The organism is Actinomadura sp. NPDC048394 (genome assembly GCF_040651755.1).
Classification (GTDB): Bacteria; Actinomycetota; Actinomycetes; order Streptosporangiales; family Streptosporangiaceae; genus Spirillospora; species Spirillospora montaniterrae.
Genome location: NZ_JBEZJL010000016.1, coordinates 62431 through 85490, shown reverse-complemented (window position 1 = coordinate 85490; position 23060 = coordinate 62431). Strand labels below are relative to the sequence as shown.

Below are 23060 nucleotides of genomic sequence, written 5' to 3'. Positions count from 1 at the left end.
GCAGTTGGCGGACGTCCTCGGGGACAGTGTGGACCGCGTGCGAGCACGCCAGCTCATCGACTCCCAGGTGCAGGCGTGGGCGGACGAGCAAGTGCAGTCCGGTCGCGTCGTGTCCGCAGAGGAGCAGAGGCAGATAGCGCGTGCGGTGTTCGACCGGCGTTTCGGTCTCGGGCCGCTACAGCCCTACCTGGAGCGTTCCGATGTGGAGAACATCGTCGTCAACGGCTGCCATCAGACCTGGATCACCTTCACCGACGGCTCGAAGAAGCCCGGTCCGCAGGTCGCCGAGAGCGACGATGACCTCCTCGAATGGGTGCAGTTGCTGGCGCGGCGCGGCAACACCGGTCGGGAGTTCTCCCATGCTTCGCCGCTGCTGGACGTCGCGCTGGCGGATGGGGTCCGGCTCGCGGTGGTGGGCTGGGTGTCGCGGCGTCCGCATCTGGCGATCCGCGTGCACCGTCTCGTAGACGTCACGCTCCCGCAACTCACGCGTCTCGGCACGCTGACCGAGCCGCTGGAGCGTTTTCTACGGGCGGCGATCCGGGCGCGGCGGAACATCATCGTGTGCGGCGAGGTCAACACCGGCAAGACCACCCTGGTGCGGGCGCTGGCCAACGAGATCCCGCCTGAGGAGCGGGTCATCACGTTGGAGAGCGACTTCGAGTTGTTCCTGGATGACCCGCGCCTGGCGCACCGGCACCACGATGTCGTCGCGATGGAGGCACGCCAGGCCAACGCCGAAGGCGCCGGTGAGGTGCGCCTGCAGGACCTCGTCCCGGCCTGCCTGCGGCTCAATCCCGACCGCGTGATCGTGGGCGAGGCGCGCCATGGGGAGCTGGCGCCGATGCTGGAGGTGATGTACTCCGGGGCGCGCGGCTCAATGTGCACGCTTCACGTTCACCGGCCCGAGCACGTGTTCAGTCGCGTCGTCCAGCTCGGCCGCCGCGCCGGCCTCGGGCTCGCGGCGGAGGACCTGCACCTGATGTTCGGGCTCGCGCAGCCCCTCGTCGTCCACCTCGAACGCGACGCGGCCGGCAACGAGCGGTATGTGTCCCAGGTGATGGAAGTCGGCCCGCCCGCCGATTCGGCCGAGCCCACCCGCAATCTGATCTTCAACCGGGGACCCGACGGCCGCGCCACGGCGTCCGGGGGCCATGTCAGTACCGGGCTGCTGGACGAACTCAACCGGCATGGCTTCGACCCAACGTTGCTGGAGTCGGACGCAGTCATCGCGGGCGGGAGCTGGTCATGATGGCGATACTGCCCGCCGCTTTCTCGGGTCTGTGCGCCGCCGCCGGTGTCATCGGACTGGTGATCGGGTTCCGGAGAGGTGAACCTGCGGGCGCGGTGCCCCGGCCGCCGTCCCGGCTGCAGTTGCTGGTCCGCTCACCGGCATGGCCGGGTCGGCGGAACCGGCTGCTGGCCGCGCTCGCGGCCGGGCTGCTGGTGCTCTTCACGTCCTGGTGGCCGGTCGCCGCGGTGGCGGTGGCGGCCGGGGTGTACGCGGTGCCGCCGATGCTGTCGGGACGGGCGCCGCAGCACCGGATCGCGCGGCTGGACGCATTGGCGCAATGGTCGCGGCGGCTCGCAGAGATGATGGGCGCCAGCCGGGGCCTGGAGCAGGCGCTGGCCGATAGTGCCCGGATCGCGCCCGAGGCGATTCGCAGGCCGGTCACCGTGCTGGCCACGAGACTGAACAACCACGCCAACACCGAACAGGCGCTGCGGGCGTTCGCCGACGAACTGGACGACCCGATCGGCGATCTGATCGCCTGCGCGCTGGTGCTGGCCGCCCGGCGTCGCGGCCCAGGTACGCGCGAGGCGTTGCGGCTGCTGGCCAACGCCGTCGAACAGGAGGTCCTCGTCCGCCGGGATGTCGAAGCCGAACGAGCCGGACTGCGCACGACGCTGATCGTCATCGTGGGCTCGGTCATGGCCCTGAGCGTGCTGTTCGCCTCGTCCCAGACACTCGCCGCTCCCTATGGCACCGCGCTCGGGCAGACAGTGCTCGCCGTGGTCGCGGCCATCTACGGGGCCGGCCTCTGGTGGATGCGGCGGCTTTCCGTGCTGTCGACCGGGGCGAGGTTCATGCACACCGACCGCCCACCATCCGTCGCGCAGGGAGCGGACCTATGATCGGGGCTGCTGCTGTCGCCGGAGGCTTGGGCACCGTCGGCGTCATCATGCTCGTCCGCGAGCTGTGGCCTCCGCCTCCGCGCTTGGACGCGGCTTTGGCCCGTATCCAGCCCACGCTGCTCCCCGCGCCACCGGCCGACGGCTTGAGCATGGGCGAGCGCCTCGGCCGGTGGCTGGCCGGACGTGTTGCTCGTCCGGCCGGTGCGCTCGCCATTCCGCGCACTGACCTGGCGCTGCTTGGACGCCGGGTCGAGCGGTTCATGCTCGACAAGCTGGTCCTGTTCGTCGCCGGTCTCATCATCCCGCTGATCTTCAGCGGCTTGGTCGCGCTGGCCGGAGGCTCGCCGACATGGAAGTTCCCGGTCATCAGCGGGCTCGTTCTCGCCGCCGTCCTGTGGTTCGTTCCGGACTGGAACGTGCGCTCGCAGGCCCGCCAGCGCCGCCGCGACTTCCGCTACGCCTTCTCCTCCTACCTCCAGCTCGTCGTCCTCGAACGCCAAGCCGGCGCCGCCTTGAACGCCGCATTGGAGGACCCGGCGAAGATCAGCAGCGGATGGCCGTTCCAGCGCGTCCACCAGGCGCTCACCCGAGCCCGGCACGGCCAGGAGCAGCCCTGGCGCGCCCTATCGCGGCTAGGTGAGGAGATCGGCGTCCGCGACCTGATCGACCTGGCCCACACCGCCGAGATCGCCGGCAACGAGGGCGCCAAGATGCACGACGTCCTGGTCGCCAAGATCAACTCGATGCGGCACGAGGCGTCCGCCTCAGCACGCGCCGAGGCCAACTCCCGCACCACTGCCATGTGGGTGCCGACCAGCCTGCTCATGCTCGGCTTCGTGATCCTGGTCGGCTTCCCGTTCTTCTCCAAACTCCTGGCATCCGGCTGAAGTGCCGGGCGTCCAGCACGCCAGAACTCCGCACGTACGACACATCGGGGGACGATGAACACGCTCAAGGCTGCGGTGATGCGCGCCGCGCTCGCCGCCCAAGAACTAGGACGACGACTCGTCGCCGAATTGCGGAACCGCGGCGACCGGGGCTCCGGGGTGGTCGAGACGATCATCATCGTCGCGGGGTTCGCCGGGCTGGCGTTCGTGGTCTACATGGCCGTCTCGAGCAAGGTGCACGGCTGGATCAACAAGATCCCCGGATCCACCGGCCCGTGAACCCGCGCAACACCAGCCGGCGAAAGCGCGACGAAGGTTCGGCGACCGTCGCGGCGGCGATCACCTTTCCAGCCGTAGGGGTGCTGTTCCTCGCGCTCGCACAGGCGGCGATGGTGTCGGTGGCCCGCGATGTCGCCCAGTCGGCCGCCGAAGAAGGCCTGCGCGTCGCCCGCGCCCGCCAGGGCACCTTCGCTGGCGGCCGCGCCGCTGCGGCGTCTTTCGCCCGCGACGAGCCCATCCTGCAAACACCGACCATCACCGTGTCGGGCGCGAACACCATTTCCGTTCGGGTGACCGGCATCGCTCCGTCGCTGTTGCCGGGTGTCAACTTCACCGTGTCGAGGACGGCTCGCGGCGCCCGGGAACGGTTCACGATTCCCGGACCGGCATGACCCCGAGACGTCGGAACACATTCAGACAGGACGCCGCCTTGGCAGGGGACGCGGGAAATGCGGTGGTGGAGACCGCCATCCTCGCGCCGCTGTTCATCGCGCTCCTCGCCGGGCTACTCGTGGCCATGCGGGTCATGCACGGAAGCGCAGTGGTTGCGCAGGCCGCTGCCGACGCCGCCCGCCAAGCGTCCATCGCCCGCACCGCCGGACAAGCCCGCGCCGACGCGACCGCCAGCGCTATGCACACCCTGCACGACCGGGGCCTGCACTGCACACCGTCCGTCCGGCTCGACCTGTCCGGCTTTCACCGCCCAGTCGGGCAACCGGCCACGGTGTCGGCGCGCGTGACCTGCGTGATCCGGCTCAGCGACCTCACGCTGACCTGGATGCCGGGGGCTCGACCGGTGACCGAGACACATCAATCGCCCATCGACCCGTACCGAGCTGCCCGATGAGTACGTGCACGCCGGCGCCGCCGCCGGGCGCCCTCGGACACCTGGCGAAAGCTGATCGCGGAAGTGTCAGCGTCTTCGCCGTCATCATTACCCTGGTCGTCCTGGTGTTCTTCGGCGCCATCGTCGATTTCGAACAGGTCCTGGAAGCCCGGCAGGACGCTGGCACCGCCGCCGAGGAAGCCGCCCGCGCCGGTGCCGGACTCGTCGACCTCGACCATGCCTACGAACGGGGCCGGTTCGTCGTCGACCGCCAAGCCGCGCTACGCGCCGCCCGCACCTACCTGCGCGCCGACGGCTACACCGGCACCGCGACCACCACCGGAACCCACACCATCCGCGTCCACGTCACGATCACCCGGCCCGCACGCTTCCTCTCCCTGATCGGGATCTCCACCCTGCACGCCGACGCTGACGCGACCGCCAACCTGACCACCGGAGTGGAAGGACCCCACCAGCCGTGACCTACACCGGCACCAGTCGCCTCGCCGACTTCGCGCGCGGGCTCAGCGCTCTGACGTTGTTCCTATGCCTGCTCGTCGGATTCCCGATCGCGATGTACAAGATGACCGGATCTCCCATCCCGGGCAGGATTCCGTCCTGGGAGGAGATCCGCATCATCCTGATGCGCCCGGACGACGACAACCGGGTCTTCCTCGCCATCATCGAGCTGATCAGCTGGGGTACATGGTTCCTGTTCGCCCTCACGTGCGTTGCCGAAGTGATCGGGTACCTGGCCGACTGCTCCACGGCGATTCCGCGGGGCCCGATCCGTCCGCTGCAGCAACTGGTCCGGGATCTGGTCACCACGGCGACGCTGGCCTTCTCCACCGTCGCGTCCATCGCCAACTCGGCGTCCGCCGCTGCGCAGACGCACGCCGCCACCGGCGTCCACGCCGCTGCCGATCCAGAGCCCGACAACCCGGGCCATCCGACGCACTCAAAGAAGGCGCCGGCACCGCAGCCGACGACATCCGACTGGACCCCGCTGCTGGCCGACCAGACCCCACCCGCGCCACGGCCCGAACATCCCTGGCGGTCTCACACCGTCCAGCAGGGCGACACCCTGTGGGATCTCGCCCAGCGCACCTACGGCTCAGGTGTCCTCTACCCCAAGATCTTCGAAAGCAGCCAACACGTCGACCAGCCTGACGGCGTCCCCGCCCTGACCGATCCCGACACCCTCTACCCAGGCCAGCGCGTCCGGCTCCCGCGGCTCGGCGAACCAGACAGTGCGTCTTCACCGTCGCGGACCACCTCGGCAGGCACAACCGCACACTCCACGCCGTCCCAACAGCACAAGACGACCGGCGCCCCAGCGCCAGCGCCGTCTCGATCGCCGTCAACAGCGACGACTCCATCGCAAGTGCCAACACCGGTCGTGGCGCCACCCGCCGACAACCCAGCCAACCCAAGGCCGTCCACACCCCGCCACCAGGACGACCACCATTCGCCGCTGGCGGTCACCCTGCCGTCCGGCTCCCGCATCGGCCTCGGTCTCGCCGTCGCGCTCAGCGCCGCCGTAGCCGCCACCCGCCTGCACCGACGGCTCCGACGCCCGATCAACACCGACCCGACCTCGTACGGAAGCCCGGCCGAGCCACCGATTCCCGCTCCGGTCCTGAAGGCCCGACAGGCCCACATGGCAACCTACGCCGACCGCGACGCCCCGCTACCGTCCGACCGCGAACTCGCCCTTGAAGAGCTGCTGACCGACGAGCCCAACTCCCTCGTCATAGGCACCCGCGACGACCGCCCTGTCGCCGTACCCCTGCCGGGCCTCAGCCTCGGATTGTCCGGAGACGGCGCCCACGCCGCGGTCCGTGCCATCGCCACCGAGCTCGCGCCCAAGGCCCGCCGCTACCGCGCCGAGATCATCATTCCGCAGGCCGACGCACAGATGCTCTTCCCCGGTGCCGACATCGCCGGCCTGTCCACGGCACTCGAGGGACTGATCATCACGCCGTCCCTGAGGGAGGCCACCGATCACCTGGAGGCCGAGCTCCTGCGCCGCGGCCGGATGCTCCAGGCGAACGAGCTGCCTGACGTACCCGCCCTGCGCATTGAGGACCCCTGCGAGCCTCTGCCGACAATGCTGCTGGTGACGACGGTCCCTGCGCACGGAGACGGTGCCGTGCACGCCCTCGCGGCACTCGGCCGCCGCTACTGCATCGGCGCGCTCGTCCTCGGCACCTGGGCATCCGGCACCAATCTGGACCTCGCTGCGGACGGCACCGTCACCACAGCCCACGGCCCCGACGCCGACCAGTTCACCCAAGCACGCCTGTTCCACCTGACCGCGGACGACGCCGCCGGCATGCTGCAGACCATCCAAACCGCCAACGGCAGCGAACCCGATGTCCCGGTGTCTCAGCCGAGCACCGACACGCCGCCTGAACCGATCTCGCCCAGCGTGACCGGCCTCGTCCCGTCGCCCCGCTGCATGCCCGAAGGGCATCAGGCCCCCGCCCGCCTTCAAGTACTCGGTCCCGTTCTTCTGCACACACCCGACGGCCCCATCACCACCGGCCTACGGAAAGGCGCGAGGCACCTGCTCGGCTACCTCGCCCTGCACCCCAAGGGCGTCACCCGCGATCAAGCCATCGGTGCACTCTGGCCAGACCTCAAGCCCCAGTCCGCGGTCAACCAGTTCAACACCGCCACCACCAACATCCGCGGAGTCCTCCGTACCGCGACCGGCCTCAACGAACCCAAGTACCTCATCCACGCCGCCGGCCGGTACCGCATCGATCCCGACCTGGTCGACGTCGACCTCTGGCAACTGACCGCCACTCTCGCGGAGGCCAAGCGGGCCGTAGCCGACGACGACGCCGGCAACCGGATCAATGCGCTCGCCCGGGTCAGCGATCTCTACACCGGAGGGTTCGCCGACGACTTCGACTTCGCGTGGGCCGACACCTACCGTGAGCACCTCCGCCGCACCGTCGTCGACGCTCTGGGGAACTTCGTTCAACTCATCAAGGAAGAGGATCCCGAGCGGGCTCTCGCCACGCTCGAACGGACCATCACCCTCGATCTCTACACCGAGCCCCTCTACCAGGACATCATGCGCCTGCAGGCACGACTCGGCCGCCCAGACGCCGTCCACCGCACCTACCAACTCCTCACGCTCCGCCTCGAGGAGATCGACGCGGAAGCCAACGAAGAGACCCTCCGGCTCCTGACCGACCTCCGTCAGCCAGGTCCCCTGGCAACGCGCCGTCCGACCAACGCATCGGAGTGAGCCTCCATCAGCCGACACCACCACGCGTTGACCCACGCAGTTCGTGTGACGGAGGCTCGCTACATGACCGAACACGTCACCACCATCACCTTCCGAAGCCTGGACGGGCTGCGTTTGGCCGGCACGCTAGTCGAGCCCGACAGCGTCCAAGGAGCCGCGACGGTGCTCGTCCACGGCGGCGGTGTGACACGTGAGGAGGGCGGCTTCTTCGCCCGACTGGCCTCAGGGCTGGCAGCGGCGGGGCTGCCTTCGCTCCGGTTCGATCTGCGCGCCCACGGGCAAAGCGAAGGCGAGATGCAGTCCCTCACCCTTTCCGGCGTCGTGAACGACATCCGCGCAGCCGTCGAAGAAGCGCAGAAAGTCAACGCCGGGAAGCCCGTGAACCTGCTCGCCGCGAGCTTCAGCGGCGGTCTTGCCGCTTTCCTCGCGGCCCATCACCCCGACCTCGTCAACAGGCTCGTCCTGATCAATCCGCTGCTGCACCACAAGCGCCGTCTCATCGACGAGAAGACCTACTGGCACGACGACCACCTCGACGACGAGGCGGCTCAGCAGTTGGCCACGCAAGGCGTCCTAGCGCACTCGCCGACGTTCAAGCTGGGCCGACCGCTCCTGAACGAGCTGTTCTACCTCCGGCCCTACGCGGTGCTCGGTGAGGTGACGGCACCGACGCTGATCCTGCACGGCACCGCGGACACGTTCATCTCGATCGATTCATCACGAGACGCGGTCGGACGCTTCGGCGGCGAGGCTCGCCTGAGCGAGATCGAGGGAGCCCAGCACGGGATAGCCGTACACGATGACCCCCGGTACCAGGACCCTCAAACCCAGAAGTGGCAGGCCGAAAGCATCACCACCATCGCCGACTGGCTACGGTCCGCGCCGAGCTTGTGAGCAATGGCTCTGATCAGCCTTGATCGACGTCGAGACGTCATCACTCATCCCGGCAGCAAGACCGGCTCAACCGGTGCTCCTCCGGCAGCGTCGCGTTTCCGGACTCGGGTCATGCCAGGACGGCTTCCCGGAGTTCCAGGACCGCAGGACGCTGCGGCCAGGCATGAAGTTGGCCGACGACACGCAGTACCTCTCGGTGAGTTCGAGCAGAGTTGGTCGCCCTTGCGATCTTCAACGCGGATAGCGCTGACATGGCGGCGTTGTCGGGATCCTTGGCGGCGGCGTATGCCGCGCCTTTGAGGGACAGGAAGTACCCGAAGTCGCGCTTGGGGAATGCCGCCTTGGTCAGGTTGGCCTCATAGAGTTCGAGGGCACGGCCCGGTTGCCCTGCCTCGGTGTGACAGATAGCCACCTGCAACTCGAAGAGGGCCTCGTTGAAGTGGGATCCGATCCCTCCTGGAGAGGCGGCCCCGGTGAGAAGCTCGCGAGCTCGCTCGATCTCGGTTTCCATGGCGTTGACGTCCTGGCCGAGCATGGCGTGAGCCCGCGCCGCCTGTTGTGCGGCTTCTGCCAGCACGTGTGGCGGCAGATGCCACGGTCCCTCTTTGACCGCTTGGACGAAGGTCATCATTTCGGCGGCGTCTCGTTCGTCCCAGGCCGCCTGTGCCTTCTTCAGCAGGACATAGCCTTGCATGGCCGAGTCGGCGGCCGTCTGGGCCCACTCCATCGCCCGGTCTCGCCAGTATCCCGCTGGTGGCCCGGCGCCGAGGTCGCGGTAGAACCATCCGAGGAGTTCGGCGGCGAGTGCGGCGGTGCGCAGGAGCTCGCGGCGGACGTCGGGTCGGGCGTCGCGAGCGGTTTGGTCGATAGCAGTGACCAGGCCGAGGACGGTTGGGATACCGGCGGCGGCGCCGACGGTGCGGTCGAGGCCGGCCGCCTCGTCGATGCAGCGACGAAAGTGCTCGACCAGCGCCGAGTCCGCGTATCGACGGGAGTCCTCAAGAGCGGCAGCAATGTGCTGGAGCTCCCCGACACCGACCGTCGGCAGCGCGATCGCAGCGACACCGCGCTTGAGAAATGTCCGGCGTAGCAGTTCGCTCACCTGGGTCCACTCATTATCGGTTTCGACCGATCCGGTTCGCGGAGCGGTCGGGGCTTCGGCAGCGGCTTGATCAGCCCACACGCCTCGCGCATCGGGAACGGCGCACCGCCGATCGCGTCCGGCCGCGGCCTCCAGTACAGCACGGTCGACTCCGAGCGCCGCCCCCAGCGCGGCGAGCCACGCTTCGGGTCGGCGCCGTCCCCGTTCCCATCGGGACACCTCGGCTCGGGTGACGGTCGCGGTGCCGGTGATGGCGCACAGGCGTGCGGCGAGATCCGACTGCGACATTCCGGCCTGCTCCCGGAGCTGTTTCAGGAGCGCCGGAAGTTCTGCAGCGATGCTCATGACCTGTGGTCTCCGTCTAGGCCGCCAGGGGCCAGGTAAGGGCCTGCGAACGGGCTCTCCCCCTACATCGAGGAGGGAGAGAGGTTTGTTGCGTCCACGTTCACATGCGCGGCTGACCTTGGTGAGAGGACCGGTCAATGTTTCCCGCTCGCCCCAGAAGCACGAGCTTCTCGCCCGCTTCGACGGACCAGGAGGAGCCGCAGGTGCGCGCACGAGGCCTGCTTCTGGCGTTGGCCGTCGAACTCGAGCGTCTCGGCCTCCGCGCCCGCGTAGTCGAGGAGGCGCTGCGCCCGGTCACGCTGCGAGTGTGGGAACCGCAGCGGCAAAGCCGCTCCGCCGAGGTGGTGGCCAGCCCGCGTGTCGAAGGCGGGTTCGTCTTCGTCCTCATGAGCGATGACGCCCTGGGGCTGCCAGTCGCCGTGGTCCCGACAGACGTTCCTGGAGTGGCCGCACGCAAGCTTGCCGACCGTATGCGGGCTCGCAGCGAGGCTCCTCAGCCACTGCGCAGCCGGAACCACCCAATTCGTGCGGCGCCGTCCGACCCATGAACCACCCCGCGAGTTCAGGATCCATCACCCCTGCAAGGAAAACGGAGGAAGCATGAGCCCCCAGCCCGTGGAGACCGAGACACGCACGGCCGACGCCGATGGCGCGTTCGACCTGGACGTGCGCCTGCTGGAGATCGCCGACCCCGCCGGCCTCGTCAACGTGACCGACGACGGATGCACCAGCACCTGCGGGGCCTGCGTGAGCGGCGCCGTCTGACCAGCGCGTCAACACTCGCGCCAGCGCGCCGGCGCCGCCGTAAGGATCTCCTTGCGGCGGCGCCATGGCCGATATCCGCATCGTCGCTTCGGAGGTTCCCGTGCGTGCTTCCCCCCGTCCGGCCGTCTTCCGGGCGTCGGATGCTGCGCTTCTCCGTGCTGCCGCCTACGAGGGGCCGGCTCTTCCGCCCTGGCCGGACTTGACCGTCTCCACGTCCGCGAGCGTGCCCGCGTGGATCGCCTGGCTTCGGGCCGTCTGGGAGATTGACGACGTCGCCGAGGCACTGGGGCACGCCAGTCCGGCGCTCGCGCGTCAGGTGGGCATTCTGTGCGCTGCGCAGGACCCGGGAGTTCGGGCGACTCGACGAGCCGTGCTCTCCGTCGCCCGTTACCTGCAACGCTTGGTGGGACGCGCGATGCCGTTCGGGTTCTTCGGCGGGGTCGCGTCCGCGTCGTTCGGCGACGATTCTTGCGTGCGCTGGGGTGCTCGGCATCGGGCCGTTGTCCGCGCCGGCACGGAGTGGTTGGTCAGCGTCATCGTCCGGTTGGAGAGCTGCGCGGAGCTCCTCGGCCGTCTGCCGGTCGTCGCCAACACGACGCTGATGGTGCGCGGTGACCGATTGATCGTCCCCTACCAGCCCCTCGTCACGGGACGGGGAACGGGTGCTGCGGAGGTGTCGCTGCGGTACAGCGCGGCGGTACGGGCCGCAGTGCAATGGGCGGACGCGCCGATCGGCTTCGACGATCTGAGCGCCAAGCTGCAAGCAGAGTTCCCTTCAGCCGGCATGCCGCGGATCACCGCGATGCTGACCGAGCTGGTGAGGCGCGGGGCCCTGATCACGAGCTTGCAGGCGCCGAGCACCGAGCCGGACGCACTCGGCTACCTGCTGGGCCAGCTACACGGAGCCGACGCTTCTTCGGTGGCGCCGATTGCCGATCTGGTCTTCGGGCTCGCCGAGATCCACGATCTCCTCCAGAAGCACAATCGGAGCCCTCAGGAGGCGGGACCGGCTCTCCGCGGCGCCGCTGCCGAACGGATGAGCGACCTGGCCGCGTCGGAGAAGCATCCGTTAGCGGTTGACCTGCGGCTGGACGCGTCGGTGGTCCTACCCCGCGAGGTCGCACGGGAGATCGAAGACGCCGTTTGGGCGCTCACGCGCGTGAGTCCCTTCCCCGTTGGCTCGCCGACATGGCGTGCCTACCACCAGCGGTTCTACGAACGTTTCGGTATCGGGTCACTGGTACCGGTCTTGGACGTGGTGAGCGACAGCGGTATCGGCTGGCCTGACGGCTATCCGGGCACGGTGACACCTGCCCGGCCCCCTGCACTGTCGGACCGCGACCAGCTACTCCTCACCCTGGCCCAGAACGCGGCGATCGACGGCCGTGACGAGGTGACGATGGACGATGAACTCATCACCGCCTTGGAGTTGGGGCCTGACCAGCGTCGCCCACCGCCGCACTTGGAGCTCGGCGTCCGGGTGAATGCCGTGGACGAGAGCGCTTTGCGCCGAGGGGCCTTCACGCTGGAGGTGGTGTCGGTGTCACGTGCCGCCGGAGTCTTGACCGGCCGCTTTCTGAGCGTCCTCACTCCCGGGGACGCCACCGCCTTGACCGCTGGTCTGTCGAATCTCCCGGCCAGTGACCAGAACACCGTCCCGGCGCAACTGTCGTTCCCGCCGCTGGATCCGGCGACCGCGCACGTGACCCGCACACCGCAGACGCTCTCGACCATGATCAGTCTCGCCGAGCAACGCCCGGCCGGCGATACCGCCCTGACCGTCGACGACCTGGCGGTCGGCTGCGACGGCCGCAGGTTGTACCTGGCAGACCCGGCACGAGGCCGGCGGCTGGAAGCGTCCGGGCTGCACGCGCTGAACCTGAAGACCCATACACCTCCGCTCGCGCGTTTCCTGACCGAGTTGAGCCGCGCTCAATGTGCTCAGGTGACGACGTTCGACTGGGGCGCCGCCGCCCGCCTGCCGTTCCTTCCTCGCCTCCGCCATGGACGGACGATCCTCTCGCCAGCACGATGGCGGCTTGCAGCGGCCGACCTTCCAGCCGACTCGCAACGGTGGGAGGTGTGGGACCAGGCCCTGTCCGCTTGGCGAACCGGCCGCCGCCTACCCCGCCGGGTGCATCTGTCCGAGGGCGACCGGCTGCTGCCTTTGGATATGGACGAACCCGGGCACCGCGTCCTCCTGCGGACCCACCTGAGGACGACCTCCCATGCCTTGCTGACCGAGGCGCCCACTCCGGAATCCACCGGCTGGTGTGATGGCCGAGCGCACGAGATCATCGTGCCCGTCGTCGCCGACACACCCCCGCGATGGCCGCGGCTGCCGACGCCTTCGCGTGAACGGATCGTCGGCCGACACGACCAGAGCCAGACGCCGGGCACGTCCCCAGTGGTCCTTGCCAGCCTCTATGGGGCCGTCCACCGTCAAGACGTCATCCTCGCCGAGCACCTGCCGGATCTGCTCTCGCGCTTCGAAGCACCACCGGACTGGTGGTTCGTCCGCTACCGCGATCCGGACCACCATCTGCGGCTGCGCATCGCACTGCCCGACCGGGCCGCCTTCGGTGATGTCGTCGGCGTGGTCAGCGCCTGGGCGGACGAACTCCGCCTTCAGGGGTTGCTGCGCGAGGTAACGTATCCGACCTCGCGTCCCGAGACCGGCCGATGGGGCTCCGGCCCAGCGTGGGCAGCGGCCCAGAAGGTGTTCGGCGCCGATTCACGCGCGTTGCTCATCCAACTCGGCCTGCCGCAGCGACCGCACCGACAAGCCCTGGTGGCCGCCCACATCGTCGCGATCGCCGTGGCCTTCGCAGGGGACGTCGCCACGGGCATGCGGTGGCTGGTCGACAACGTCCCGGCCGCCGCGCCGGCGAAGGTTCCGCGCCCGGTGTTCAGCCAAGCCGTCCGGATCGCCGACCCCAGTGATGAATGGGCCGCCCTGCGCTCCGCACCCGGTGGCGCAGCCATCGCCGAAGCGTGGAAGCCGCGCCACCAGGCCATTGCGGAGTACCGCGCCCACCTGCCCGGCCCCCACACCCGCGGCATCCTGACCGATGAGGTCCTGCGGTCCCTCATGCACGTGACCTTCGTACGGGCCTGCGGCATCGACTTCGACGACGAAGCCGTCGGCCTCCACCTCGCCCGCTCCGCCGCGCTGTCGTGGACGGCCCGCACCACGGGGGGATGCCGATGACCAGCCGCTATCCCATCCGCGAACTCGCCGACGCCATCGCCGACCGCCTGGCACACCCTGATGCCGTCCCGGGCCACCTTGTGCGGCGCCCATGGTGGCGTCAATCGCTCGCCCACGGAGCGCCTGGCGTCGCGCTACTGCATATCGAGCGTGCCGCTGCCGGACTCGGCTCGTGGCAGCGCGCCCACGACTGGCTCGCCTACGCCACCCACGCTCCGCTCACCAGCGGAGCCGACAGTCATCTGTTCTACGGCGCCCCCGCCGTCGCCCACGCCCTCAACTGCGCCGCCGAGCAGCGTCCCGGCACTTACCAGGAAGCCCTCGATCGCCTCGACAGTGTGATCAGCGCCGACGCCCGCGCCCGCGTCGACGCCGCCCATGCCCGCATCGACGCCAGCCGGCTCCCCACCCTGGCCGAGTTCGACGTCATCAGGGGCCTGACCGGCATCGGCTCCTACCTCCTCCGCCGCGATCAATGCGGAAAGCCGCTACGGGCCATCCTTGAATACCTGGTGCGCCTTACCGAACCGATCACCGTCGACGACGAGACGCTGCCAGGCTGGTGGACCGACACCGGCCCCGACGGGCGCCTCGACGCCCGGTTCAGGGACGGCCACGCCAACTCCGGACTCGCCCACGGAATCGGCGGCCCCCTCGCCCTGCTCGCGCTGGCCGCTCAACACGGCAACGTCGTGGACGGCCACCAGGACGCGATGGACCGGATCTGCGCCTGGCTCGATCGCTGGCGCGTTACCGCCCCGACCGGCCCGGTCTGGCCGTACTGGGTCAACCGTCCGCAACTGCGCGCCGGGCACCGGGCCGTCACCGGCTCACAGCGCCCTGGCTGGTGCTACGGCACCGCGGGCCTGGCCCGCGCCCAGCAACTCGCCGCCCTGGTGACCGGCGACGGCGACCGCCGGACGATGGCCGAGCAGGCATTGCTGCAAGCCCTAGCCAACTCCGTTCAGCATCCCGAACACGGCGACCCGTCGCTGTGCCACGGCCAAGTCGGCATCATCCACATCGCTGCCTGGGTCGCCGCCGACGCCGCCCCGGATTGCGCACCTCGCTTTCACGCTCAGCTATCGGGTCTCCTCCATTCCACCTGCGCCGCCCTCCCTAGCGGTGAGGAGGCCGAACTCGAGCCCGCCCTCCTCGAAGGCGCGGCCGGTATCGCTCTGGTCCTTTCCAACCCCGCCACCATCCCCAGAACGACCTGGGACACATGCCTGCTCATCGCCTGATCACCCCTACTCGCGAGGACACCACTCCAAATGCGCGCACCTGGCTGGCACCAGTTCGACATCGCCTTCCCCGACCGCGCGACAGCCGTCACCGTCGCTGCCCACGATCTGCGCCCGGCGCTGCAGGCAGCCCGACACGACGGTCGTCTCCGGGACTGGTGGTTCCTGCGCAAGAAGTCGTGGCGGCTGCGCTACCGGACCGACACCTCCGATCCCGGCCCGATCCCTGACCTGCTGACCAAGCTCACAGCGCTCGGCCGGATCAACGGCTGGACATCCGGCATCTACGAGCCGGAGACAGGGGCCTTCGGCGGCGAGGCGGCGATGGACGTCGCGCACACGCTCTTCCACCACGACAGCCGCCACATCCTCACGCGAGCTGCGCGACGCACCGACCCGGCCGTGGGTCAGCGCGAAACCACGGTCCTGCTCTGCAGCGCAATGTTCCGCGCCGCCGGGCTGGACTTCTACGAGCAAGGCGACGTCTGGATGAAGGTGGCCGAACTCCGGCTGGTGGACTCCGCGGTACTCGATCCCGGACGTGTCGCCCCGCTCAGGCACTCCATGCGGCTCCTCATGACCGCCGAGCCCCGCGGCCTTCGCCTTCCAGCCGGCGACCAGCCCTTCACCGACCAATGCGGCTGGTTCACCGCCTTCGAACAAGCGGGCCGTGACATGGCCGTTCTCGCTTCTCAAGGACGGCTGTCACGAGGGCTCCGCGCCGTCCTCGCCCACCATGTCATCTTCCACGGGAACCGAGCCTCCGTGTCCACCACAGACCAAGGCATCCTCGCGAATCTGGCGGCCGGCGTCGTCTTCGACAACCCCGTCAGCGAATCGCTCGCTCCCACCACCTCAACTACTAAGGTCCACCTGATGACTACGCTCAGCGACGACAACTCCCTGCTGTCCGCCGACCGGCTACGGGACGCACTCACCGACCGGCTGCGCAAGCGCGACGTGCTGTGCAACGCGCGAACCGAGGCAGCCTTCCGGCAGACGCCACGGCACCTGTTCCTCCCCGGCGTCCCCCTCGAACAGGCGTACGCCGACCAGCCCGTCTACACCAAGACCGACCACAACGGCGTGAACATCAGCGCCGCCTCAGAGCCGTGGATGGTCGCCGCGATGCTCGACCAGCTCGACGCGCACCCCGGCCAACGCATTCTGGAAGCCGGCGCCGGCACCGGCTACAACGCCGCCATCATGGCCGCCATCGTCGGCGACGACGGCCACGTCACCACCATCGACGTCGACGAGGACCTCGTCACCGGCGCCCGCGACCACCTCGCCGTCGCCGGCAACACCAATGTCGAGGTCATCCTCGGCGACGGCGCGCTCGGCCACCCCGCCAACGCCCCCTACGACCGCATCATCGCCACCGTCGGCGCCTACGAAGTCCCCACCGCATGGATGGACCAGCTCGCGCCCGACGGACGCCTGATCGTCCCGCTGCGGCTACGCGGCACCAACTCCCGCAGCATCACCTTCGAACGCGCCGACACCAGATGGCGCAGCCGCGACAGCCGCCTGGCCGTCTTCATGCCGCTACGCGGCATCGGCGACGACGCACGCCGCTACATCCACCTCACCCCCCAACACGACGTCACCCTCCAGACCCACAAAGACCAAACGGTCGACGCCACGGCGATGGCCGACGTCCTGCACACCCAACGGCACGAGACCTGGACCGGCGTGCTGTTCCCGCCCGGCGTCCCGTTCGAGTGGATGGAGCTGTGGCTGTGCCTGCGCCTGGACAACGCGCTGATGCGCATGAACGTCCACCCCGACGCCAAGCAGCGTCTGACCTTGGAGCCCATGTTCGGCTGGGGCGCCATGGCAACCGTCCGCGACCAGGACCTGGCCTACCTCACCATCCGCCCCGCCGAGCCCGCCGCAGACGACCGCAAGCTCTACGAGGTCGGCGTCATCGGCCACGGCCCGACCGGCCACCACCTGGCCCACCAGGTAGCCGAAGAGATCCGGACCTGGGATACCCGCTACCGCCACCGCACTGTCCACTTCGAGCTCGAAGACGCGCCCGCACCGGCCGACCCCGCGGCCGGCCGCTTCGTCCTGGACCGGCCACACCACCCCATCACGATCATCTGGGAGTGACTCCGTGGACGCCACAGAACCGGCACTGCGCTGGTTCCCGCTCGTCGCACGCGCCCGCCCCGCGTGCGCACCGCTCGTCGCGCGCGTGGCGGCGCTCTGTGCCCTGGCCGAATCGGCGGCGCAAGCCGAGGACCAGGCCGCCGCGTCCACCGTCCACAACCAGGCCGCCCTCCTAGCATCCGATGTCGGCATGCCGGACCTCGCGCGCGAGTTGTGCCACCGCCACGCCACCCTGTACTTGCGCGCCTGCCCACTGGACGCCAAGGCCGCCCGCCGGGCACTCGAACCGCTGATCAACCTCGCGCGACTACGCATCCGGGAGGGCAACGGCGCCAGCGCGTTCGACCTTCTGAACGCCCTTCACCACGCCGTCGAACAACACGCTGACGTCCTCATCGACGATCTGCCCGTCCCCTTATCCGTACTCGTCAGATCACCGGACGAACACCAAGAACTGCGCCGATGGCTGTGGAGCGTCCACCTCGCCGACGGCACCCGAGCGCTGACCAGCACCGGCAACTGGCAACAGGCCCTCGCCCACCTCCGCCGCCACAAAGGCGTCGGCCAACGCATGCTCGACGGCCGCCAAGTAGCCGTAATAGCCCACCTCACAGCAGGCGCCACCCAGGAAACCCTCCGGCTCCTCGCGGAAACAGAAGCAGGCGACCCGCACGAAGAAGCGGTCACAGGTTGCCTGGCCGTTCTCTATCGCCGTCACGCCGGCCAGCCGCTCGCGGCGAGCACGGCCGATTCGGTACGCCGCTGGCAACGGCTTCATCCGACACCGAACCTGGTCGCCTTCCATACCCGCCTGGGCCTGGCTCTGATCGATGCCTCCGACTGCCGTGAGACCTCCACCACCCGCTTGATCACCGTCGCCCTTGCCGAGCAGGCCGTCGCCGCCGAAGACGGCTCCGCCGCCCGCGACATCCTTCGCCATGGCTGCCACCTCCCGACACGGCAACAGCTACAGCTCCGCGAAGTACTAGAGGCATCCGGTCTCGGCCAGGGATCGATGCCGCAGGACCTTCAAGCGCGACTGCGAGCAGCAGTCGCCACAGCCGAATCGGTCCTGGTCCAGAACCGGCGCCCGGCACCAAGCTCTGGCCAGCTGCCCCTGTCCTGACCGGGCGTGTTCCGATCCAGAGGTGCTTGTCGAGGCCGGGAAGAACAGTCCGCTCGCCCCTCACGAGAGCGTGGTGAGTTTCCCGGCCCGGAAGCGGAAGACCATCTTGGAGGCACTACGTGACGAGACCGCGACCTGAGGATCTGGATCCAGAAGACTTCGCCGCACTGTTCGCCACGGTGGAGCGGACAGCAGTTCACCTCGAACTCAGAGATGCCTACACGCCCGACGACCCGCTCTTCCTGCACTGGCTGAAGGGACAGGTAACCCCAGCCGACATCGCCGAGCACGAACACCAGTGGGCGCAGATCGTCCGGACGACAGTGGGACACAGCGTCACCATGCGCCGCGTCCGCGTCGTCTCCGAACCGCTGGCCCCGTTCATCCGCTTCGAGTACGACGGCGCCGGCGCGCTCAACGAGGCGGCCGGCGAACAGGTCCGCTGGTTGCCTCGCCGGCAGGCCGCCGGCCTGTGCTTGCCCGCCAACGACTTCTGGCTCCTGGACGACCGCCTCGTTCGTTTCGGCTACTTCTCCGGCATCGGGGACTACCTGGGCGCGGAGCTGACCGACGACCAGGCGCTGGTCGAGCAGTGCGGTCGCGCATTCGACGCGGTCTGGGAGCGGGCCACCCCACACAAGGACTACCGCCCGCAGTAGCCGATCGATACTGATCACCGTGCCAGCACCCCAGTACCCGGCCGTTCAGGCGGCTCGCCGACCGCTTGCGCGAGATCCGTCTGAACTCCGAGATCAAGACCGACTACCTCACCGAAGCCGCCGGATGGGACCGCTGGAAAGTCGGCAAGATCGATCGCGCTCAGCGCGCCCCACCGTCGCCGACATTAGGGCCTGACGACCACGACCGCACGCCCACGCCGCGCACCACGACGGCACCACTCGCTACCTCGAACATGGTCAAGAGCACTAGACACGGCGATTGGCGCTAGCAGGAAGCATTCGAGGTCGCGCTACAGCGCGAGGGCGAGACACGGCATTTGTACGTTATGGGCAGACGCGCCGCCGACCCGCTAGACAAGCTGTGCGGCCCACAGAACCGGAATCATCAGCGCCCATGAAGGTCTTCGCAGATCTCACCGCTGATGAGTTCCCGCTCAACGTCCCGAACGTCGAAGCGCCCGTATGCCAGGTGTCCATCGAGCTCGCTGACGCCGATCTCGCCGAGTTGGTCCGCCTGCCCTGGCGCCACGGTCAGCTCCGGCTCGACTTCGGCCCCGAACCGATCTTGCAGTGCAGTCACGAACGCGGGCACACCGGCGAACACGTCGCGTTCGCTGCCGAGGGCCGCGAGCTCACCCTGTGGGTCGCCTGGGCCGGGGAACACACGCGCATCTTCGCTGCGGGCTATTGCAGCCGCGAATCCACCTCGGGCCACCTGTGCTCCCTGCCCAACGGGCACGTCGGGCGCCACGCGATGGGGTGAGAGAGGGCAGACCATTACCTCCAGGGGCGAGTGCGGACTCAAAGCGTCCACGCACCGACTCACATTCGGCGCCCGAGACAGGAACCCTGCCGCCTGCCACTCCCCTACGGGTGGCTACCGATCGAGTCAACAAAGCACAGGGCGGAGCCTGTCCGATCGCATCCGGGCGAGGGGCTTCGGTACCCATGCAGAATGCTGAACGACCTGCCACCGGCCTCCCGCAGGCGCACCCCGCCCGAGCCCGACGAGCCATGGCGTATCAAGCCCCGCCACAGGCACCGTCGGTCTCCCGTCCGCAACCGCAAGTGGATGGCTGCGACCATCGCGGGCGCGTTCATTGCCACGGGCGCCGTGACAGCGTTCGAACTCGGTAGATGGTCGACTGCGAACGCGCGGCCTACCAGCGCCGCCGCCCGTGCGTGGGCACCTCAGGTGTCCGCACCGGAGCCGGCGACGCCCAGCCCCTCGAGCGCGCCGAATCGTAAGATCCCTGAACAGCACCGCTTCTCCCGCAAGGACGCCCCTGGTCGGCCCGCCACCGTCCCAGCGGTCAAGCCACCAAGAACCGATACCGCATCCCGTCACCCCTGGACGCCGAACCGGCCCAGAGCAGCAAGAACACACAAAACCTCCACCCACGCCATCCATCACAGCGGCCGGCGCACTCACCTTCGACAGCCCAAGCGCAAGCACCGGACGCCGAAGTGGGTCGGCACCGAATGCCGCCGCCGATTCCCACATGACAGCACCCGCCAAGCCGCCTGCAACGCCGCCCTCCACAACTACTTCAGCAGATGATCTAGCCAACCGACACATCCGATTCAATCCGCCGGCTTTGAACCGGCAGCCTTCCACACCGCGCGGACCGGTGACAGTCCAACCGCCTCACCGGCGACCGGTCAGCGTTCACCTGTGCGCGAATCCGTCCACAGGGCCCGGTCAGGTCACAAGGCGGTGGGCGAGGTCAAGGAGTTCGGCGAGCCGCAGCGCGCGGTCGCCGTAGCCCGGCAGGGGGACGTGGAGTGGTTCGGTCCAGCGGGCCGGGATCGCGTCCAGGCCGTAGCGGGCGCCGGCGAGGCCGCCGGTGACCGCGGCGACGGTGTCGGTGTCACCGCCGAGGTCGATCGCCGCCCGCACCGCCTCCCCGTAGCCGCCCCTGGTGCGCAGCGCCCAAACCGCGGAGCCCAAGCACGGCCACACGGCACCATTGGCCTCGGTGGCCTGGTCGGGATGCCAGCCGGGCGCCAGGATGGCTGCGTACCGTTCACGGTGTCCAGGAGACACCGCGGCCAGGATGTCGGGGATCGCGGCGAGTGGGTCGGCGTCGTCAAGGGCGCGGCGGATGAGTTCGTGGAAGACAGCGGTGCCCTCCCAGGCCACGCGGTCGCCGTGGGTGAGGGCGGCGATGCGGCGGGCCGCGTCCATGATGGCCTGTTGCCCGGCGCGGGCGGAGTAGACCGCCGAGGTGGCGGCCCGCATCAGCGAGCCCGTTGCCCGCCGCCCGCCGGTTGACTTGGAAGTGGACGGCGGCGGCCAGGTCCCATGGCATGCCGTTGGTGAGCACGTCCGCGGTCTGCAGCCCCATGTCCTCCGGTTCGGACGCGGCCCACCGCTGGAAGCGGGCGAAGATGTCCGGCAGGTCAAGGCCGCCGCGCTCGATCAGGGAGTCGGCGACCAGGACCGCCATCTGCGTGTCGTCCGTCGCCTCACCCGGGTCCCAGCCTCTGCCCCCGCACATCTCACCGCCCGCACCGGGCTGCGGGAAGCGAGCGGAGAACGCATCTGGCGGGCCGAACTCGAAGGGGGCGCCCAGCGCGTCGCCGACTTTCAATGACGTTGTCAAGCCGCAGCGGGCAAGGGGGGCGTGGGTTGGTAGACGCGTCCGTCGCGCAGCAGGGCCCACAGCACGTTGACGCGTCGTCGGGCCAGTGCGAGCACGGCTTGGGTGTGGCGTTTGCCCACGGTGCGTTTGCGGTCGTAGAAGCGTCGCGAGTCGGGGCAGGACTGGATGCTGATCAGAGCGGAGGTGTAGAAGACGCGTTGCAGCGCGCGGTTGTAGCGCTGGGGCCGGTGCAGGTTCCCCTGGACGCGGCCGGAGTCGCGGGGCACGGGGGTGACGCCGGCGAAGCTGGCCAGTTGGTCGGCCGAGGCGAACCGGTCCATGTCGCCGCCGGTGGCGGCGAGGAACTCGGCGCCCAGCAGGACTCCGATGCCGGGCATGCTGATGATCACCTCGGCGCACGGATGGCGGCGAAACCGGTCCTCGATGAGCTGGTCGACGTCCTTGAGCTGCTCGTTGAGGGTGATCACCCCCTCCGCGAGCTGCGCCACCAGGCGGGCGGCTATCTGCTGGCCGGGCAGTGTGGTGTGCTGAGTGGCGGCCGCGGCGACGGCCGTGGCCGCCAGCGCGGCGGCGCTGCGGACCTTGCGGGCCCGTAGCCAGTCGGTCAGGCCCTCGATGCCGATCTCGCGCAGCGCGGCAGGGGTTTGGAAGCCGGTCAGCAGCACCAGCGGCCCCTGGTTGGTCAGCTCCAGGGCCCGCTCCAGCGCGGGGCAGATGGCCAGCAGCTGGTCGTGCAGCCGGTTGACCGCGCGGGTGCGGTCGGCGGCCAGGTCACGGCGGCGGGCGACCAGCAGCCGCAGCTCGACGACCAGCTCGTCATCGCCGTCCAGGACGGTCAGGTCGCGGCGCATCCGGGCCTGGTCGGCGATGATCAGAGCGTCCTTGGCGTCGGACTTGCCTGCGCCCTTGTAGCCCTCGGCCGCCCGGTTGACGGTTATCCCGGGCACGTAGACGACCTTCTGGTCGTGATCGAGCAGCAAGGTCAGCAGCAGCGCCGACTCGCTGCTGTGCAGGTCGATCGCCCAGGTCACCTGCCCGGCCAGGTCCATGACCTGGCCGATCACCTCCAGCAGCGCCGCCTCGTCGTTGGCCACCCGCCGCGACAGCAGCCGCCGGCCATCGATGTCGACCACGCCGACGTGGTGATGCTGGCGGCCAATGTCCATCCCGGCCCACGCGCGTTCCAACCATGCCTCCCACCTGAGGGTTCTCGATCCAGCCCGCAGACGACCTCGCCATCAGGTCCCTACACAGCGATGCGCTCGCAACTCTCAATCAGAGGCCGAGTCCGTCACGCAGGGGCGGGCGGCGAGTCGGAGGAAGCCACACGTGAACGGCAGACCGCTGAAAGCCACACCCGCCCCTGCCGGGGCATCCGCACCCTACGACGGGCTGGATGCATCAACGGTAGGGACCGCTGAGCCGACGACTGCGCCGGCCGCCCGTTCGCTCCGCTTCATCGGTGCAGCCTACTGAGGCCCGCTTTACCGTTGTCGCTGGCTGCGCGGGGAAGTGTCTCTGTGCGGCTTTGCGCCGTACCGCCTGACCGCGGTCACAGAGACCCTGTGCGAGTGGGAGC

At 69.2% G+C, this 23060-nt stretch carries 19 protein-coding genes and 1 pseudogene; 17 read left to right on the top strand and 3 right to left on the bottom strand.

The window, feature by feature from the left end; translation table 11 throughout:
- The first annotated feature begins 37 nt into the window (after positions 1 to 37).
- From AB0C78_RS13685 to AB0C78_RS13645, 9 genes are all read left to right on the top strand, one after another.
- Positions 38 to 1252 (top strand): ATPase, T2SS/T4P/T4SS family, encoded by a 1215-nt coding sequence (locus tag AB0C78_RS13685; protein WP_360746580.1) that lies wholly within the window; start codon positions 38 to 40, stop codon positions 1250 to 1252.
- Positions 1249 to 2136, top strand: coding sequence for a type II secretion system F family protein (locus AB0C78_RS13680; RefSeq protein WP_360746577.1), 888 nt, complete (start codon positions 1249 to 1251; stop codon positions 2134 to 2136). Before AB0C78_RS13685 ends, AB0C78_RS13680 begins: the two co-directional genes overlap by 4 nt.
- Positions 2133 to 3023: a type II secretion system F family protein gene (locus tag AB0C78_RS13675; protein ID WP_360746574.1), complete on the top strand. Its 891-nt coding sequence runs from the start codon at positions 2133 to 2135 to the stop codon at positions 3021 to 3023. The genes AB0C78_RS13680 and AB0C78_RS13675 overlap by 4 nt, the downstream gene beginning before the upstream one ends.
- 54 nt (positions 3024 to 3077) lie before the next feature.
- Entirely contained in the window at positions 3078 to 3302 is a 225-nt protein-coding gene (locus AB0C78_RS13670; protein WP_360746571.1) for a hypothetical protein, read from the top strand.
- Complete coding sequence (locus AB0C78_RS13665) at positions 3299 to 3694, top strand: TadE family protein (protein ID WP_360746568.1); 396 nt, start codon at positions 3299 to 3301, stop codon at positions 3692 to 3694. The genes AB0C78_RS13670 and AB0C78_RS13665 overlap by 4 nt, the downstream gene beginning before the upstream one ends.
- A gap of 65 nt (positions 3695 to 3759) precedes the next feature.
- On the top strand, positions 3760 to 4149 hold the full coding sequence (locus tag AB0C78_RS13660) for a TadE/TadG family type IV pilus assembly protein (RefSeq protein ID WP_360746566.1): 390 nt from the start codon (positions 3760 to 3762) through the stop codon (positions 4147 to 4149).
- On the top strand, positions 4146 to 4610 hold the full coding sequence (locus AB0C78_RS13655; protein ID WP_360746563.1) for a pilus assembly protein TadG-related protein: 465 nt from the start codon (positions 4146 to 4148) through the stop codon (positions 4608 to 4610). The genes AB0C78_RS13660 and AB0C78_RS13655 overlap by 4 nt, the downstream gene beginning before the upstream one ends.
- Entirely contained in the window at positions 4607 to 7390 is a 2784-nt protein-coding gene (locus AB0C78_RS13650; RefSeq protein ID WP_360746560.1) for a BTAD domain-containing putative transcriptional regulator, read from the top strand. Before AB0C78_RS13655 ends, AB0C78_RS13650 begins: the two co-directional genes overlap by 4 nt.
- A gap of 63 nt (positions 7391 to 7453) precedes the next feature.
- On the top strand, positions 7454 to 8284 hold the full coding sequence (locus AB0C78_RS13645) for an alpha/beta fold hydrolase (RefSeq protein ID WP_360746557.1): 831 nt from the start codon (positions 7454 to 7456) through the stop codon (positions 8282 to 8284).
- A gap of 109 nt (positions 8285 to 8393) precedes the next feature.
- Here the strand turns inward: AB0C78_RS13645 and AB0C78_RS13640 are convergent, their stop codons facing one another.
- On the bottom strand, positions 8394 to 9731 hold the full coding sequence (locus tag AB0C78_RS13640) for a helix-turn-helix transcriptional regulator (RefSeq protein WP_360746554.1): 1338 nt from the start codon (positions 9729 to 9731) through the stop codon (positions 8394 to 8396).
- Between the two features lie 203 nt (positions 9732 to 9934).
- On the opposite strand from AB0C78_RS13640, the gene AB0C78_RS13635 reads away from it, so the two are divergent.
- From AB0C78_RS13635 to AB0C78_RS13600, 8 genes are all read left to right on the top strand, one after another.
- Positions 9935 to 10279, top strand: coding sequence for a hypothetical protein (locus AB0C78_RS13635; RefSeq protein ID WP_360746551.1), 345 nt, complete (start codon positions 9935 to 9937; stop codon positions 10277 to 10279).
- 52 nt (positions 10280 to 10331) lie between these two features.
- A complete protein-coding gene (locus AB0C78_RS13630; protein WP_360746548.1) occupies positions 10332 to 10496 on the top strand; it encodes an FxLD family lanthipeptide in 165 nt (54 codons plus the stop codon).
- A gap of 64 nt (positions 10497 to 10560) precedes the next feature.
- On the top strand, positions 10561 to 13707 hold the full coding sequence (locus AB0C78_RS13625; protein ID WP_360746545.1) for a lantibiotic dehydratase: 3147 nt from the start codon (positions 10561 to 10563) through the stop codon (positions 13705 to 13707).
- Positions 13704 to 14951, top strand: coding sequence for a lanthionine synthetase C family protein (locus AB0C78_RS13620; RefSeq protein WP_360746542.1), 1248 nt, complete (start codon positions 13704 to 13706; stop codon positions 14949 to 14951). Before AB0C78_RS13625 ends, AB0C78_RS13620 begins: the two co-directional genes overlap by 4 nt.
- 30 nt (positions 14952 to 14981) lie before the next feature.
- Positions 14982 to 17069, top strand: a complete 2088-nt coding sequence (fxlM, locus tag AB0C78_RS13615) for a methyltransferase, FxLD system (RefSeq protein WP_360746539.1) — start codon at positions 14982 to 14984, stop codon at positions 17067 to 17069.
- Positions 17070 to 17073: 4 nt separating this feature from the next.
- On the top strand, positions 17074 to 18195 hold the full coding sequence (locus AB0C78_RS13610) for a hypothetical protein (RefSeq protein WP_360746536.1): 1122 nt from the start codon (positions 17074 to 17076) through the stop codon (positions 18193 to 18195).
- Positions 18196 to 18314: 119 nt separating this feature from the next.
- Positions 18315 to 18854: a DUF6879 family protein gene (locus AB0C78_RS13605; protein ID WP_360746533.1), complete on the top strand. Its 540-nt coding sequence runs from the start codon at positions 18315 to 18317 to the stop codon at positions 18852 to 18854.
- Between the two features lie 415 nt (positions 18855 to 19269).
- Complete coding sequence (locus AB0C78_RS13600) at positions 19270 to 19638, top strand: hypothetical protein (protein WP_360746530.1); 369 nt, start codon at positions 19270 to 19272, stop codon at positions 19636 to 19638.
- A gap of 939 nt (positions 19639 to 20577) precedes the next feature.
- On the opposite strand, the pseudogene AB0C78_RS13595 reads toward AB0C78_RS13600, so the two are convergent.
- Positions 20578 to 21541 (bottom strand): annotated as a pseudogene (locus tag AB0C78_RS13595) (ADP-ribosylglycohydrolase family protein).
- Positions 21478 to 22647 (bottom strand): IS110 family transposase, encoded by a 1170-nt coding sequence (locus AB0C78_RS13590; RefSeq protein ID WP_360746755.1) that lies wholly within the window; start codon positions 22645 to 22647, stop codon positions 21478 to 21480. The pseudogene AB0C78_RS13595 and the gene AB0C78_RS13590 overlap by 64 nt, the downstream one beginning before the upstream one ends.
- Positions 22648 to 23060 lie beyond the last annotated feature (413 nt).

Excerpts from the sequence above, each read along its gene's own strand:
- AB0C78_RS13680 (WP_360746577.1), top strand. The coding sequence starts at position 1,249 with ATGATGGCGATACTGCCCGCCGCTTTCTCGGGTCTGTGCGCCGCCGCC.
- AB0C78_RS13675 (WP_360746574.1), top strand. The coding sequence starts at position 2,133 with ATGATCGGGGCTGCTGCTGTCGCCGGAGGCTTGGGCACCGTCGGCGTC.
- AB0C78_RS13670 (WP_360746571.1), top strand. The coding sequence starts at position 3,078 with ATGAACACGCTCAAGGCTGCGGTGATGCGCGCCGCGCTCGCCGCCCAA.
- AB0C78_RS13655 (WP_360746563.1), top strand. The coding sequence starts at position 4,146 with ATGAGTACGTGCACGCCGGCGCCGCCGCCGGGCGCCCTCGGACACCTG.
- AB0C78_RS13645 (WP_360746557.1), top strand. The coding sequence starts at position 7,454 with ATGACCGAACACGTCACCACCATCACCTTCCGAAGCCTGGACGGGCTG.
- AB0C78_RS13640 (WP_360746554.1), bottom strand. The coding sequence starts at position 9,731 with ATGAGCATCGCTGCAGAACTTCCGGCGCTCCTGAAACAGCTCCGGGAG.
- AB0C78_RS13630 (WP_360746548.1), top strand. The coding sequence starts at position 10,332 with ATGAGCCCCCAGCCCGTGGAGACCGAGACACGCACGGCCGACGCCGAT.
- AB0C78_RS13625 (WP_360746545.1), top strand. The coding sequence starts at position 10,561 with ATGGCCGATATCCGCATCGTCGCTTCGGAGGTTCCCGTGCGTGCTTCC.
- AB0C78_RS13620 (WP_360746542.1), top strand. The coding sequence starts at position 13,704 with ATGACCAGCCGCTATCCCATCCGCGAACTCGCCGACGCCATCGCCGAC.
- fxlM (WP_360746539.1), top strand. The coding sequence starts at position 14,982 with ATGCGCGCACCTGGCTGGCACCAGTTCGACATCGCCTTCCCCGACCGC.
- AB0C78_RS13600 (WP_360746530.1), top strand. The coding sequence starts at position 19,270 with ATGAAGGTCTTCGCAGATCTCACCGCTGATGAGTTCCCGCTCAACGTC.
- AB0C78_RS13590 (WP_360746755.1), bottom strand. The coding sequence starts at position 22,647 with ATGGACATTGGCCGCCAGCATCACCACGTCGGCGTGGTCGACATCGAT.